Origin of the sequence: Tardiphaga sp. 37S4 (assembly GCF_021044645.1) — a bacterium.
GTDB lineage: Bacteria > Pseudomonadota > Alphaproteobacteria > Rhizobiales > Xanthobacteraceae > Tardiphaga > Tardiphaga robiniae.
The window spans coordinates 285,157-300,584 of record NZ_CP088008.1 but is presented as its reverse complement, the minus strand read 5'-3'; the positions used below and the strand labels follow the sequence as shown (position 1 = coordinate 300,584).

The following is a 15,428-nucleotide window of genomic DNA, read 5'->3' as shown; positions in this document are numbered from 1 at the left end:
TCGGTGCAATATTAGTAGCGTTCGATGACAGTACGACGTTCGACGCCGCCATCGTAATAGCCACGATCGCGGTCGCGGCTGCGCTTGATGATCACGGTCTCATTGCGGTCACGACGATCGCGGTAGTACCCGCGATCATAGTCGTCGCGATAGCGGTCGCGGCCGACGGCGCCAACCGTAACGCCTCCCGGACCGACGCCAACGCCGAACTCCTGGGCCTTGGCTGGAATTGCGCTGCTAATGCCCGCCGCAGCAACGGCGATGATGGCAAGATGCTTAATCATGACGTGCTCCTCGTGTGTGAACCATGAGGGAGCAATCCCGCGCTGCAGGGTTAGTTCCGAGACGATAACAAAACGATCATGCGTAACGCGCGCAAAGACCCGGAACCAATCGAGGTTTTGCCGACCGCGAGCTAGCCGGGCGGTATAATTGCGTTGCTCGGTGTCGGCCGATCGGTGATCTGCTGCCCGAACAGGCTGCCGACCAGCTCGACCATCACCCGTGCGGTACGCCCGCGCTCGTCGAGAAACGGATTGAGCTCGACGACATCCAGCGAGCACATCAGCCCGGAATCATGCAGCAGCTCCATGATCAGATGCGCCTCGCGATAGGTGGCGCCGCCGGGCACCATGGTGCCAACGCCGGGCGCTGCCGCGGGATCGAGGAAGTCCACATCGAAGGACACATGCAACACGCCGTTGCGCGCCTTGACCCGCTCGATGACGCGGCGGATCAGGACGCCAACACCGAACTCGTCAATCTGCCGCATGTCTGCGATGGCCACCTTGCGCGTGTGGACTAGCTCTTTCTCGAGCTTATCGATGGAGCGGATGCCGAACAGATCGAGATTATCGGGCTTGATCGATGCGCGCGGCTCAGCGCCGAGTAATCCATCCAGACCGGGCTCGCCGCACAGAAAGGCCGCGGACATGCCGTGCATGTTGCCGGTGATGGTCGTGTGCGGCGTATTGTAATCGGCATGCGCGTCGAGCCACAGCACGAACAATTCGCGCCCCTGCTCGTGCCAGTGCCGCGCCACGCCATTGACCGATCCCATAGACAGGCTGTGATCACCGCCCACGAAGATCGGCAGCGCGCCCGATTTGGCAAGCGTGTAGGCACGCGCACTCAGCGCCTGGATCCAGCTCTGGATCACACGGTAATGCTTGGCATTCTCCGGCGGCGCATCGGTCGACAGAGGCACAGACGGTGGCATGAGGTCACCGTGGTCTTCCACCTCGAAGCCAAGCTCTTCCAGCAGCGGCCCCAGGCCTGCCGTCCGCATGGCCGCCGGCCCCATCAAGGTCCCGCGCTGCGAGGCCCCGACTTCGACTGGCGCGCCCAGCAATGCGATGCGTTTGTGACGGGAGACGTCGGTCATAAGCAAAACTCCGGGCTAGCGACCCTCGCAGGCCAAGATATATTCCGAAACAACCTGATTGCATTGCAACGGAAATGCGGCGACGCAGTTATCCCGCGCATTTTCATCACCAGACAGTGGGGCAATCGTGACGAACAGAGTAGTCGAAGAAGGTCTTCCCTATCCCTTTGGCGCGCATTGGGACGGAAAGGGCACCAACTTCGCGCTCTTCTCCGCCAACGCCACCAAGGTCGAGGTCTGCCTGTTCGACGGCGACAAGGAAACGCGAATCGAGCTGCCGGAATATACCGACGAGGTGTTTCACGGCTACATCCCCGACGTCAGCCCCGGCACTTTCTATGGCTACCGCGTCCATGGCCCCTATGAGCCGGAAAAGGGCCATCGCTTCAATCCGAATAAGCTGCTGCTCGATCCCTATGCCCGTGCCCATGCCGGTCAGCTCGAATGGAATCCGGCCGTGTTCGGCTACAAGATGGAAACCGGCGACGACACCACCTTCGACGAGCGCGACTCGGCGCCCTTCATGCCGAAATGCGTGATTGTCGATCGCGATTTCGACTGGGCTGGCGAGGCCGGCCGGCAGCCGGTGCCATGGGACCAGACCATCATCTACGAGACCCACGTCAAGGGCTTCACCAGGCTGCATCCCGACGTGCCCGAGAAGCTGCGCGGCACCTATGCCGGCTTCGGCAGCAAGCCTGTGGTGGATTATCTCTGCGGCCTCGGCATCACCTCGGTCGAGCTGCTTCCGATCCATACTTTCATCAATGACGACTATCTGCTGAACAAGAAGCTGGTGAACTACTGGGGCTACAATTCCATCGGCTTCTTTGCGCCCGATCCGCGCTACGCATCGGACGTGCCGAACTCGCTGCGCGAGTTCAAGGAGATGGTGTCAGCGCTGCATGCCGGCGGGCTCGAGGTCATCCTCGATGTCGTCTATAATCACACCGCCGAAGGCAACGAGCTTGGCCCGACCCTGTCCTTCAAGGGCATCGACAATGCCAGTTATTATCGGCTGCTTCCGGACAAGCCACGCTATTACATCAACGACACCGGCACCGGAAACACAGTGAACCTGTCCAATGCCCGCGTCATCCAGATGGTGGCGGACAGCCTGCGCTACTGGGTGCGGGAGATGCATATCGACGGCTTCCGCTTCGATCTCGGCACCATCCTGGCGCGCGAAGTCTATGGCTTCACCGAACAGAGCGGCTTCCTGAAAGCCGTCGATCAGGACCCATTGCTGACGACAGTGAAGTTGATCGCCGAACCCTGGGACATCGGCCCCGGTGGTTATCAGGTCGGCGGTTTCCCGCCCGGCTGGGCGGAATGGAACGACAAGTTTCGGGATACTGCGCGTGACTTCTGGCGCGGCAAAGCGCCGGTCTCGGCTCTGGCACCGCGTCTCGTCGCGTCTGCGGACATGTTCAACCATCAGGGTCGCCGCGCCTGGGCCAGCATTAATTTCGTCACCGCCCACGATGGCTTCACGCTGAACGACTGGGCGAGTTACAACGAGAAACACAATGAGGCCAATGGCGAGAACAACAAGGACGGCTCCTCCAACAACGCCTCATGGAATTGCGGCGTTGAGGGCCCGACCGACGACAAGGCCATCATCGCCCTGCGCGAGCGCCAGAAGCGCAATATGCTGGCGACGCTGCTGTTCTCTCAGGGCACGCCGATGCTGCTCGGCGGCGACGAATTCGGCCGCACACAAAACGGCAACAACAATGCCTATTGCCAGGACAGCGAGATTTCCTGGTTCAACTGGAGCCTGACGACCGAGGGCAAGGACCTGCTCGCTTTCACCAAGCGGCTCATCAAACTGCTCGGCGGCTGCTCGGTCCTGCGTCGCAGCCGCTTCCTGACCGGCGAGCACGACCCCGACCTCGATGTTCGCGACGTGACATGGATCAACGCCAATGGCGGCCCGATGGAAGACGCACATTGGCAAGACGGCAACATGAAATGCTTCGGCATGCTGCTGGACGGCCGTGCACAGAAGACCGGCATTCACAAGCCGGCGGAGGATCAGACCATGCTGATGATTCTCAACGGCTTCGAAGGACTGGTCGATTTCACGATGCCTGAGGCGTTTGGCGGACAAGCCTGGGAACTTCTGGTGGATACCAACATTCCCGATACGAAGGGTGGCGAGGATTTCCCGTTCGGCCACATGTATCAGGTGACCGCCCGCTCGCTGCTGCTGTTGTCCCTGAAGAAGTAGCTTATGGCGCAGCGGGGCTGGTGCGGCCTCGCTGCCCACATTTTCTGCACATTCCTGTCACTGAACCTCGGAACGATGTTTGGTGACTACACTTGTCTGGCAACGATGAATTCCTGATTTGCCGAGCTAGTGGAGACGTAAAAGTGAAGATTCGCGCGGGCTACGACATCGCTTTCCAGTGTTTGCAGGAAACGCCTATGATCCTGATGCTTAGCATCCATCCTTCGCGCGCGAAGGATCTGCAGAGCCCGCACCGCATCCAGTTTTCCCATGACGTACAGGCGCACGACTATCTCGACATGTTCGGCAATACCTGCACGCGCATCGTCGCGCCGCCCGGGCTGATCGAGATCAAGAATGACTTTCTCATCTCCGATAGCGGACTGCCGGATGCAGCTCCGCCATCAGGGCCGTTGCAGGCGGTTGGCGAACTGCCTGACGATGTCATGGTCTTCCTGCTCGGCAGCCGCTATTGCGACACGCAGAAGCTGTCAGATCTTGCCTGGTCGCTGTTCGGCCATATCGAAGACGGTGCGGCGCGCGTTCAGGCCATTGTCGATTACGCGCATCAGCGCATCGAGTTCGGCTATCACCATGCCCGCAACGATCGCACCGCCTTCGAAGGGCATGAGGAACGCATCGGCGTTTGCCGTGACTTTGCTCATCTGGCCGTCACGCTGTGCCGCTGCATGAACATTCCAGCGCGCTACTGCACCGGCTATCTCGGTGATATCGGCGTGCCCATCGATCCCGCGCCGATGGACTTCAGCGCCTGGTTCGAAGTCTATCTCGGAAACAAGTGGTACACCTTCGATGCGCGTCACAATCATCCGCGCATCGGGCGCATCGTGATGGCCCGCGGTCGCGACGCTGCTGACGTCGCTATCTCCACCAATTTCGGCCCGACGCCGCTGGTGCGTTTTACCGTGGTCACGGAAGAGGTTTTTAGCGAAGCCACCCCCGCCATCGCGCCGATGTCGATGGTGGCGTGATCGTCGTCTCGAGACCGTTATTAATTTTAAAGCCATCCGTGTCCGCGGGTGGCTTTGTTGTTTCAGGTCCTGACCGGACTGATCTTCCACGTCAGCGCCATGAGGCCCGCCGTCATGGCACCCGAGATTACCGAGGCAATCGGCAGCACCAGTGCCAGCGCCGCTGTCGCAGCCCAGCCGATAGACGAGAAGGCTTCGGCGAAGGTCGCGATGCGCGATGACGTTTGACGTCGCCTGAACTGGCTGCGCCGGGCCTGCACCCTGAACCAGAGCTGGATGGCTGTCGCCGAGGCTGCCGCCACGACAGTTGCCAATGCGGTCACCGCAGCCAGCCGCAGCGAGACAAGCGCCAGACCTGCAACCATCGGCGTGAACACGACGGCGATGATCACCAGCACGACTTCGACCTTGGCCGTGATGATCGTGTTTGCCGGAAGCGGTGCGGTCGTCACCAGATCCGCGGCGTCCTCACCGGAGATGGTCAACCAGGCCAGGCCGCCGGCGAGCTGACCCGCGGCCATCACGATCACTGGCGCCAGCACGATGAAGGCACCCGCGCCATCGCCGAAACTGCGCCACAGCATCAGGGCTGGTGGCAACAGATACAGCAGCTGCATCAGGGTTTGCGAGACCAGCCACGGATCGCGCCACAAGAGGATAAACTCCTTGCGGCGCAAGGCGTTACGTCGAGAGCCCGGTCGAAACCGTCTTGCGACTTTCTTGCGTCGAACTTGCGCCAATGGTGCGGCACTGGCCACGTAGTTGCTGAATCGCGGCGAGAAGATCGCCATGGCGCTTCCCAGCAGGATCAACCCGGCCGCCAGCAGCGGCACCAGTGCTGCGATATCGCCAAGCATCGCGCGCGCGGGCCACCACACGATGCTGTTTGCTTCAGGCGCAAAGGCAGCTGCGGCATCGGAGGTCAGCACGGCGAAACGCGACAGCGTGCCGTAAGAGAGAATCGCCGCAACCTGCAATGCGATGACAAAGCCTGCGCCCGTGACTGCAGAAATGATCTGCGCAACCAGCCGCGTCTTGGCGGGGCCGCAGAGCTGAAACAGTCCGACCGTGATGGCGATGGCGCACGCCGATGCAGAAAGGCCCATAGCAATGACGACGGCATAGGCGGAAAACCAACGCGCACCGCCGCCGATCACCAGTACGTTGACAAACGGCGTCGCCAGCAACATCGCCATCAGGGTCACTGTCAATGCGATGGCTGCGATACGGACGGAGAACAGGTTGGTGAGCGGCGCAGGCGACGACATGATGAGATCGAGATCAGCGCGCGCGTAGAATACGCGGGTGACGGACTCAATCGCCTGCGACAAAACGAGCGCCCAGGCGAGGAAGATACTGGCGGTGATGACAATCGCCGTCGATTGATCGAGCGGCGTCTGCACATCTGCGAAACGGCCGACCACCGCATAAGCCGGCAAATGCAGGAAGATCACGAAGACAATCAGCAGAAGCGAAACGCTGCGCGGACGCCAGCGACGGCCCGCCGTGAGCATGCCCAGCATCTCTCGCCATGCCAGCCGGACTTCATGGCCGGCAAACCACATCACGCTGGCGGATGGTGTCATGCGGCGACCGGCGCGCCGTCCACCAGGGCCACGAACATGTCTTCGAGGCTGGTGTCGCCCTGTCCGTTCTGCTGACGCAATTCGGCAAGCGTACCTTCGGCGATCAGCCTGCCTGCGGCGATCACACCGATCCGGTCGGCCATGCGTTCGGCGACTTCGAGAATATGCGTGGTCATGATCACCGTGCAGCCGGAGCGCACGCGATCCTGCAGCAGGCCTTTAACATGACGCGCCGACACGGCATCGAGCCCGGTCAAAGGTTCGTCGAGAATGATCAGCCGGGGCTCATGCACCAGCGCGCCGGCCAGCGCTACCTTCTGGCGCATCCCCTTGGAGAAGCCTTCGCATCGCTCATGTAGATGTGGACCAAGACCTAGCGATGCCAACAATTCATGCGACGTGCGCTCGGCCGTTTCAGCATCGCAGCCCCATAGACCGGCAACGAATTCGAGATATTCGAGCGGCGTCAGCTTGTCATAGATCATCGGCTCGTCGGAGACCCAGGCCATGATCTGTTTCGCTGCAACGGGATCGGCGAGCGCGTCGATACCAAGTATCGACACCGATCCGGCATCGGGACGCAGCAATCCCGCGACCATGCGCAATGTCGTCGTCTTGCCGGCTCCGTTGGCACCCAGCAGCGCATAGAACTCGCCAGCACGAACCGTGAGATCGAGTCCGTCGACAGCTGGCCGATCGAAACGTTTCGTTAACCCTCGCAATTCGAGGGCAGCGTGTGTTGCGGACATGACAGACGATCTGCGCGTTAAGTTGCGTAGCAACATGGAGGGAAGTTGTTTCAAGGCAGTGAATCCGATGACGTAACTACGCCGCCTCACGCGCCTGGTGGTATCTATATGCACATCGGGATTGATGACCCCATCAATCCTCCCACTCACGCATGTGCGTTTTGATCTCTTATGCCGGCAATTTAACTAGATCTGGCGGGAACAATACAACCCTGAATAGATTTACGCTGACCTGCAAAGATCGATCTCCGGAGATTCGCGATGACACGGCTAGCTGCCTTGAAGGTTCCTGCTGTAGCCGAGTTCGATGCGCCGTATTTTCTGACCTGTCCCGGCATCGGAAGGGTTACGACCGACTACAAGAAAAACCAGAACATCTTTTGTCAGGGTGAGACGGCAGATTCTGTTTGCTACATCCTGAGCGGACGTATCAAGCTCACGGTCCTGTCCGAACAAGGCAAGGAAGCCGTCGTCGGCCTGCTCGAACCCGGACAGTTCCTGGGTGAGGGTTGCCTGAATGGTCATCCGCTGCGCACCGTCACAACGACGGCGATGGAAGACTGCACCATCGTCACCATCAACAAGTCGGTGATGCTCGCCCATCTGCGCGACGAGCCCGCTTTCGCAGAATTCTTCGTCGCCTATCTTCTGTCGCGCAACAACCGCATCGAAGAAGATCTGATCGATCAGTTGTTCAATTCAAGCGAGAAGCGCCTCGCGCGCCTGTTGCTGATCCTCGCTCACTATGGCGAGGGAGGCGCCAGCCATCCCATCGATATCGACATCAGTCAGGAAATGCTGGCGGAGATGATCGGCACTACGCGTTCGCGCGTCAGCTTCTTCATGAACAAGTTTCGCAAGCTCGGCTTCGTCAGCTATGACGGACATATTCAGGTCCACAGATCGCTGCTCGATGCGGCGTTTAACGAGAAGCCACATTTGCAACGTGGCATGTAGCGATGCGTGCGTAACCAGACAACCATGCTCCGCACTGGCGCGACGGCATCCGGGGGACCGGCAGATGGCAAGCATCCTGATCGTCGACGATGACAAGGTCGTTCAGATCTTCACCAAATTGATGCTTGAGCGCGAAGGCCACCGCGTCACCTGCGCGAGTGATGGCCCGCGCGCGCGCCACATTCTCCGCAACGCCGATTTCGATCTGCTCATCATCGATATCTTCATGCCCGGGATGAACGGGCTGGAGACGATGAAGCTGGCGCATCGGTGCCGCCCGGAGATCCCGATCATCGTCATGTCAGGTCACGCGGCCTCACCGGCAGGCGCGTTCGCGCCCGATTTTCTCGCGATGTCCACCGAGCTCGGCGCCGTCTGTCGCCTCCAGAAGCCCCTCAAATCGGCGGTTCTTCTCTCGCACGTGGACCGCTGCCTTGCGCCGGGGAATGGCTCGTCTCGGCTCCACTAGTATCGTCGCACATTCGATCACGACTGATGCTGGCATCGCCCGAAGCCAAAATCTGCTGCGGCATAATGGAATCATGATACCAGGATACCTACACATCAGAGGTAATTAAGGGCTCCTTCACTCGGCTTCCCTATTTTCACGTGGAATTTCAGTGCCGCAGCAAAATTGCTTGTCGCGGTCCAAGGGGCATGTCGATGCAAGCACTCAATTCTATTTCAGCACGTATGATTGTCGCCATCACGCTCGTCGCTGCCGGATCGTGCGGCGCGCTCGCAGCCTTCAGCATGTGGCAGCAACAGGCGATCATCGACACAGCCCTTAGTCGCGAAGCGCATGATGACTACGCCAATCTCACGGCAGCGCTGAATGCCGAAACGCGCACGCTGCTCGCAGTTGCCGAGTCGATCGCGTCATCACAGCCGATCAAGGACGCCATCAAGGCGAACGATCGTGCCAGTGCGCTCGCGAATCTGAAGGAGGCCCATCAGCGTATCAAGCCGCGCGGCCTCGAACTGATCACCATTCAAACACCGCCGGCCATCAGCTTCGCCCGCATCCACAATCCCGGCACCTTCGGAGACAACGTTTCCGAGCGCCGCAAGATGGTGGTGCAGGCGATGACCAGCAAGAAGTCGGTCGGCGGCATCGAGCCCGGCCGTGATGCGCTCAACGTCTTTGGCGTAGCACCGGCGATGGATGGTGATACCATTCTCGGCACGATCGATGTCGGCGCTCCGTTCGGCAAGACTTTCGTCGACACCATGAAGTCGCGTTTCGGTGTCGATGTCGGCATTCACCAGATCGACGGCCAGGCCGGCAAGACGCTGGCGTCCACCCTGAAGTCGGCTGCTCCGGGTGTCGATATGCTGCGTCGCGCGCTTGCCGGCGAAGTTGTGACCCAATATGGCGAACTCGACAACAAGCCCGTTGCCACGACCTTCGGCGCAATCAAGAGCTTTTCGGGCGACAACATCGCCGTCTTCGAAATCACCCGTGATACCAGCGGATATCACAGCCTGATGCGATCCTCGCTGAATTGGCTGGCCATCATTTCTGCTTGCGTGCTGCTGCTCGCCGGTGCCATCGCAACCTTCATGGGCCGCTCGATGGCGAAGCCGATCCGCGCACTCGAAACTGCGATGCGGACCATTGCGGGCGGTAATCACACGATCGCGGTGCCGGGTGCAGGCCGCAAGGACGAGATCGGCTCGATGGCCGGCGCCGTCGAAATCTTCAAGACCGGGCTGATCGAAACCGAGCAGTTGCGCGCCGCCCAGGAACAGCAGCGCGAGCGCGCCCAGCTTGATCGCCGCGACACCATGAGTGCTCTCGCCTCGCGCTTCGAGGGCAGCGTTGGTACCGTAGTCACCGCCGTTGGTTCGGCTGCCGGCGAACTCCGCACAACCGCGCAATCGATGGCGGCCACCGCCGAGGAATCGACCCGGCAGACCGCAGCCGTCGCGGCAGCGTCCGAAGAGGCCACGCAGAGCGCACAGGCGGTCGCCGCTGCTATCGAGGAGCTCAACGCCTCGATCAGCGAAATCGCACAGCAGGTCAACGAATCTGCCCGCGTCGCCGGCGATGCGGTATCGCAGGCCAACGTCACCAATAGCGAAGTGCAGAGCCTTGCGGAGGCCGCGCAGAAGATCGGTGACGTCGTCAAGCTGATTAGCGAGATCGCTGCGCAGACCAACCTGCTCGCACTCAATGCCACCATCGAAGCGGCCCGCGCAGGTGAAGCCGGCCGCGGCTTCGCCGTCGTCGCTTCCGAAGTGAAGGCACTGGCCACCCAGACGTCGAAGGCAACGGACGAAATCTCGGCACAGGTCGGCGCGATTCAGAGTGCCACGAAGCTCTCGGTGGGTTCGATCCAAAGCATCACCTCGACCATCGGCCGCGTCAGCGAGATCGCAAGCGCCATCGCCGCCGCCGTCGAGGAACAGGGCGCAGCCACGCTCGAAATCGCCCGCAACGTCGCCGAAGCCGCCCGCGGCACCGGCGAGGTCTCGCAAAACATTGCCGGCGTCAATGACGCCGCCCGCGAGACCGGCCTCGCCGCGTCGCGCGTGGTGGAGTCGGCCGCGGACCTGTCACGCAACGGCGAAGATCTGCGGACGCAGGTCGATGTGTTCCTCCGCGAAGTGCGGGCGGCGTAATTCTTCCAGCGGCGCGCTTCGGCACGCCGCTCTTCCATTGCGAACAAAGCGGGAATCAGCGAGCGTGATTCGTCACCTCGGATACATGCCTTGCTCGCTCAAGCCTCTTATCTCGACGCCCTCAATCCAGAACAACGCCGTGCCGTCGAGCATGGCGTGTTCCCGCATGGGAACAGCGTCACGTCTGCTCCGCTGTTGGTCATCGCCGGTGCCGGTTCCGGCAAGACCAACACCCTCGCCCACCGCGTCGCGCATCTGCTCGTCAACGGCGCCGATCCGCGCCGCATCCTGCTGATGACCTTCTCACGGCGCGCGGCCAGCGAGATGAGCCGCCGCGTCGAGCGCATCGCGCGCCAAGTGATGGGCGACAATGCCGGCGTCATGACCGATGCGCTGGCCTGGGCTGGCACATTCCATGGCATCGGCGCGCGGCTGCTGCGGGACTATGCCGAACAAATCGGACTCGATCCCGGTTTCACCATTCACGACCGCGAGGATTCCGCCGACCTGATGAATTTGGTCCGGCACGAACTCGGCTTCTCCAAAACCGAGACGCGCTTCCCGACAAAAGGCACATGCCTCGCGATCTATTCCCGCTGCGTCAATTCCGAGACCGAGCTCGATCAGGTGCTCGGCGCATCCTATCCGTGGTGCGCGGCGTGGTCAGCCGAGCTGCGCGAGCTGTTCGCCGGCTATGTCGAAGCCAAGCAGAAGCAGAACGTGCTCGATTACGACGACCTCCTTCTGTACTGGGCGCAAATGGCGAGCGAACCGCTACTGGCTAGCGATATCGGCGGTCGCTTCGATCACGTGCTCGTGGACGAATATCAGGACACCAATCGCCTGCAATCGGCGATCCTGCTGGCGCTGAAGCCCAACGGGGCCGGCCTCACCGTTGTCGGCGATGACGCGCAGTCGATCTATTCGTTTCGCGCCGCCACCGTACGCAACATTCTGGATTTCCCCGGGCAGTTCAGCCCGCCGGCTGACATCATCACGCTCGACCGCAACTATCGCTCGACGCAACCGATCCTGGCGGCGGCCAATGGCGTGATTGATCTCGCGCGTGAACGCTATACGAAGAATCTCTGGACCGATCGCGTCTCCTCCGCCAAGCCGCAACTCGTCACCATCCGGGACGAGACCGATCAGGCCCGCGCCATCGTTGCGCGTGTGCTCGACAATCGCGAAGGCGGCATGAAGCTGAAGGAACAGGCCGTGCTGTTCCGGACGTCGTCGCACAGCGGATCACTCGAAGTGGAGCTGACGCGGCGGAACATTCCATTCGTCAAATTTGGCGGCCTGAAATTTCTCGACGCCGCGCATGTCAAAGACATGCTGGCGCTGCTGCGTTTCGTGGAGAACCCGCGCGACCGCGTTGCCGGTTTCCGGCTGATGCAATTGCTACCCGGTGTGGGACCAGCTTCCGCACAGCGCGCGCTGGATCACATGATCGCGGCACCCGATCCGATCGACGCCCTCGCTCACGCGCCGGCCCCGCCCCGCGCAGCAGCCGACTGGCGCGGCTTTGTCGAGGTCATCAGCGAGATCAAGTCACGCCGTGCGGGTTGGCCCGCCGAACTGGAACTGGCGCGGCGCTGGTATGAGCCGCATCTCGATCGCATTCACGAGGATTCGCTGACGCGCCGCGCCGATCTGATCCAGCTCGAAGCGATCGCGTCAGGCTATCCGTCGCGCGAACGTTTTCTCACCGAACTCACGCTCGATCCGCCGGACGCGACCAGCGATCAGCCCGGCGTGCCGCTGCTCGACGAGGACTATCTGATCCTCTCGACCATCCATTCCGCCAAAGGGCAGGAATGGAAGTCTGTCTATGTGCTGAATGTGGTCGATGGCTGCATGCCGTCGGATTTGGGCACCGGGACATCAGCGGAGATCGAGGAAGAGCGCCGGCTGCTTTATGTGGCGATGACGCGCGCCAAGGACGATCTGCATCTGATGGTACCGCAGCGTTTCTTCACCCACGGCCAGCACGCACAAGGTGACCGACACGTCTATGCGTCGCGCACCCGCTTCATTCCCGAAGCGCTGCTCGGCCTGTTCGAACGCACGACTTGGCCGCAGGTCGCCGCCGCCGATTCCGCCCGCGGGGCAGCGCAGGGTGTGCGCATGGATATCAATTCCCGCATGCGTGCGATCTGGCGCTAGAGCTTCTCATCCCACTCCGGCACGCCGCTGAAGCGCGCCACCAGGAAATCGATGAACAGGCGCACCTTCACGGCGAGGTGCCGCGTCGGCGGATAGATCGCATAGAGCGTCAGCGGCGGCGCCTTGTAGGCGGAGAGTACACTGCGCAACGTCCCCGCACGCAACGCGTCGCCGGCAATGAAGGTCGGCAGCAGCGCGACGCCCCTGCCCTTGATCGCGGCATCGCGCAGTACTTCAGCATTGTTGACGCAGAGCGTCCAGCTCGGCTGGATCCAGTGATCGTTGCCCTCCCTGCCGGTCAGCTTCCACTGATTGCCCGTGAGTAGGAAGCCATAGGTGAGCAGCGCGTGGCTGCGCAGATCCTCCGGCAGCTTCGGTGTGCCATGTTGCTTGAGATAGTTCGGCGACGCGCAAACCGCGCGATCGATGGCGACGATTTTTCGCGCGATGAGACTTGAAGACTCCAGGTCGGCGATGCGAAGCGTCACGTCGAAACCGCCCTGCATCGGGTCGACCTGATCGTCCGACAGCACGAGTTGAATCTGCAACTCTGGGCACTGCGCCATGAAGTCGGCAATGGCAGGCCCGAGCTGCAGCGTGCCGAATGACATCGGCGCATTGACGCGCAGCAATCCGCGCGGCGTCGATTGCGCCTGCGCCACCGCCTGATCGGCGGCATCGAGATCGGCAAGGATACTTAGCGCCCGTTCGAAATAGGCCTGGCCGTTCTCGGTCGCGCTGGCATGGCGCGTGGTCCGATTGAGAAGCTGGACGCCGAGGTCCTGTTCGAGCTCGCCGACATATTTCGAGATCGCCGAGCGCGACAGCCGCAGCTGCCGCCCTGCTTCGGAGAAGCTGCCGAGTTCGACGACTTTGACGAAGGCGCGCAGGCTGTTGAGCTTATCCATGGGGGCATTCCTGACTGTCTCCAATTCATAGACAGTCATGTCACAAATGGCCAGATTGTCTTTGAACGGGGATGACCCAATTATCCCGGCAACGGAAGACGAGACGCCTTCCCAACCAGGAGACAGACCATGTCAGGCATCCACCATGTCACCGCAATCGCCGGTAACGCCTTGCGGAATTTCGATTTTTACACCCGCGCGCTGGGCATGCGCTTCGTCAAGAAGACCGTCAATTTCGACGATCCGGGCACCTACCACTTCTACTACGGCGATGAGACCGGCAAGCCGGGCACCATCCTGACCTTCTTCCCGTGGGAGCATGCGGCCCCCGGCCGTGGCGGCGTGGGCCAGACCCAGCAGACTTCGTTCCGGGTCCCTGCCCGCTCGCTCGGCTACTGGACGCATCGCTTCATCGAGAAGGGCATTGCCCATGAGGCGCTCGAAAAGCGCTTCGGCGAAGCCGTGCTGCCCTTCACCGATCCGGACGGCATGAGCCTCGCTCTGGTCGGCGTTGCCGGCGCGGAGAACGAGCCCGGCTGGAGCAATGGCGACGTTCCGGCGGAGCACGCGATCCGCGGCTTCCATGGCGTGACGCTGCTGCTGGAGAAGGCCGAGAAGACCAGCGCGATCCTCACCGACGTGTTCGGCTTCAAGGAAACGGCGCGCGAAGGTTCGATCATCCGGCTGAGTGCCGACAGTGTCGAAGGCGGTATCGTCGATATCTATGAGGCCGGTGGTTTCCTGCCGGGTCGTCAGGGCCGTGGCTCGGTGCATCACATCGCCTTCCGCGCCGTCGATGATGCCGATCAGCAGGTGATGGCCAACAAGCTGGTGAAGACCCACGGCCAGCAGCCGACGGAGCAGAAGGATCGCAACTACTTCCGTTCGGTCTATTTCCGCGAACCCGGCGGCGTGTTGTTCGAGATCGCCACAGACATCCCCGGCTTTGCCGTGGACGAGCCCGTCGAATCCCTCGGCGAGCATCTGAAACTGCCCGCTTTTCTCGAAAAGCATCGCGGCGAGATCGAGCGCGTATTGCCGGTGCTCGACACGGAAAAGGTGACGTCATGAGTAACGACCTGTCCCACATCCATCGCTTCGTGCTGGGCAACCGGCGCGAAGCAACGCCGCTCCTGCTGCTGCATGGCACCGGCGGTGACGAAAGCGACCTGCTGCCACTCGGCGAGGCGATTGCGCCCGGCGCAGCATTGCTGTCGCCGCGCGGCCAGGTGCTGGAGCACGGCATGCCGCGCTTCTTCCGCCGGCTCGCCGAAGGCGTGTTCGACGAGGACGACGTGGTCAGTCGCGCCAACGAACTCGCGGACTTCATAGTCGAAGCCCGCAAGCGCTACGGGCTCAAAGCACCGATCGCGCTCGGCTATTCCAACGGCGCCAATATCGCCGCGGCAATGATGCTGTTGCGCCCCGAGGCGCTGGCCGGCGGCATATTGTTGCGGGCGATGGTGCCGCTACGTGACGCGCCGATGGCAGATCTTGCAGCCAAGCCGGTACTGATCGTGTCGGGCCAATCCGACCCGATCATCCCGCCGAGCAATTCGCAACGGCTGGCTGTGATGCTGACAAAGGCGGGGGCCGATGTGCAGCATCGCACGTTGCCCGTCGGGCATCAGCTCTCGCAGGCGGATCTGACGATTGCGAAGGAATGGTTGGGGAATGTTGAGGTGGCGAGACAGCCAACGAGTGTGGCCGTTTAACTTTTCATCGCCCCATACACCCCGTCATGCCCGGGCTTGTCCCGGGCATCCACGTCTTCGTTCACGCACAACAAGGCGTGGGTGGCCGGGACAAGCCCGGCCACGACGTG

Annotated in this window: 13 protein-coding genes; 8 read left to right on the top strand and 5 right to left on the bottom strand. The window is 61.6% G+C overall.

Going from position 1 to position 15,428, the window contains the following annotated elements; all coding sequences use genetic code 11:
• Window positions 1-11 precede the first annotated feature (11 nt).
• Together LPB73_RS01430 and rocF are read right to left on the bottom strand one after the other, a co-directional pair.
• Complete coding sequence (locus LPB73_RS01430) at window positions 12-284, bottom strand: hypothetical protein (protein ID WP_120287064.1); 273 nt, start codon at window positions 282-284, stop codon at window positions 12-14.
• Window positions 285-415: 131 nt separating this feature from the next.
• Window positions 416-1,384, bottom strand: a complete 969-nt coding sequence (gene rocF / locus LPB73_RS01425) for an arginase (protein ID WP_184511930.1) — start codon at window positions 1,382-1,384, stop codon at window positions 416-418.
• A gap of 127 nt (window positions 1,385-1,511) precedes the next feature.
• On the opposite strand from rocF, the gene glgX reads away from it, so the two are divergent.
• On the top strand, window positions 1,512-3,617 hold the full coding sequence (gene glgX / locus LPB73_RS01420; RefSeq protein WP_231079355.1) for a glycogen debranching protein GlgX: 2,106 nt from the start codon (window positions 1,512-1,514) through the stop codon (window positions 3,615-3,617).
• 143 nt (window positions 3,618-3,760) lie between these two features.
• Window positions 3,761-4,609, top strand: a complete 849-nt coding sequence (locus tag LPB73_RS01415; RefSeq protein WP_231079354.1) for a transglutaminase-like domain-containing protein — start codon at window positions 3,761-3,763, stop codon at window positions 4,607-4,609.
• Window positions 4,610-4,671: 62 nt separating this feature from the next.
• On the opposite strand, the gene LPB73_RS01410 is transcribed toward LPB73_RS01415, so the two are convergent.
• Together LPB73_RS01410 and LPB73_RS01405 are read right to left on the bottom strand one after the other, a co-directional pair.
• The gene (locus LPB73_RS01410) at window positions 4,672-6,195 is read right to left on the bottom strand and encodes a permease (RefSeq protein ID WP_184511933.1); all 1,524 of its coding nucleotides are present in this window, start codon (window positions 6,193-6,195) and stop codon (window positions 4,672-4,674) included.
• Window positions 6,192-6,980, bottom strand: coding sequence for an ABC transporter ATP-binding protein (locus tag LPB73_RS01405; protein ID WP_414716894.1), 789 nt, complete (start codon window positions 6,978-6,980; stop codon window positions 6,192-6,194). Before LPB73_RS01405 ends, LPB73_RS01410 begins: the two co-directional genes overlap by 4 nt.
• Before the next feature lie 225 nt (window positions 6,981-7,205).
• Here LPB73_RS01405 and LPB73_RS01400 point away from each other — a divergent pair, with 225 nt between their 5' ends.
• From LPB73_RS01400 to LPB73_RS01385, 4 genes are all read left to right on the top strand, one after another.
• Window positions 7,206-7,901 (top strand): Crp/Fnr family transcriptional regulator, encoded by a 696-nt coding sequence (locus LPB73_RS01400; protein WP_120287070.1) that lies wholly within the window; start codon window positions 7,206-7,208, stop codon window positions 7,899-7,901.
• 64 nt (window positions 7,902-7,965) lie between these two features.
• Complete coding sequence (locus LPB73_RS01395) at window positions 7,966-8,370, top strand: response regulator (RefSeq protein WP_120287071.1); 405 nt, start codon at window positions 7,966-7,968, stop codon at window positions 8,368-8,370.
• A gap of 194 nt (window positions 8,371-8,564) precedes the next feature.
• Window positions 8,565-10,526 (top strand): methyl-accepting chemotaxis protein, encoded by a 1,962-nt coding sequence (locus tag LPB73_RS01390; protein WP_231079353.1) that lies wholly within the window; start codon window positions 8,565-8,567, stop codon window positions 10,524-10,526.
• Window positions 10,527-10,616: 90 nt separating this feature from the next.
• Window positions 10,617-12,695, top strand: coding sequence for an ATP-dependent helicase (locus LPB73_RS01385; protein ID WP_231079352.1), 2,079 nt, complete (start codon window positions 10,617-10,619; stop codon window positions 12,693-12,695).
• Here LPB73_RS01385 and LPB73_RS01380 read toward each other — a convergent pair.
• Entirely contained in the window at window positions 12,692-13,603 is a 912-nt protein-coding gene (locus LPB73_RS01380) for a LysR family transcriptional regulator (RefSeq protein ID WP_231079351.1), read from the bottom strand. The genes LPB73_RS01385 and LPB73_RS01380 overlap by 4 nt on opposite strands.
• A gap of 129 nt (window positions 13,604-13,732) precedes the next feature.
• Between LPB73_RS01380 and LPB73_RS01375 the strand changes: the two genes are divergently transcribed.
• Together LPB73_RS01375 and LPB73_RS01370 are read left to right on the top strand one after the other, a co-directional pair.
• A complete protein-coding gene (locus LPB73_RS01375; protein WP_231079350.1) occupies window positions 13,733-14,674 on the top strand; it encodes a ring-cleaving dioxygenase in 942 nt (313 codons plus the stop codon).
• A complete protein-coding gene (locus LPB73_RS01370; RefSeq protein WP_231079349.1) occupies window positions 14,671-15,318 on the top strand; it encodes an alpha/beta hydrolase in 648 nt (215 codons plus the stop codon). Before LPB73_RS01375 ends, LPB73_RS01370 begins: the two co-directional genes overlap by 4 nt.
• Window positions 15,319-15,428 lie beyond the last annotated feature (110 nt).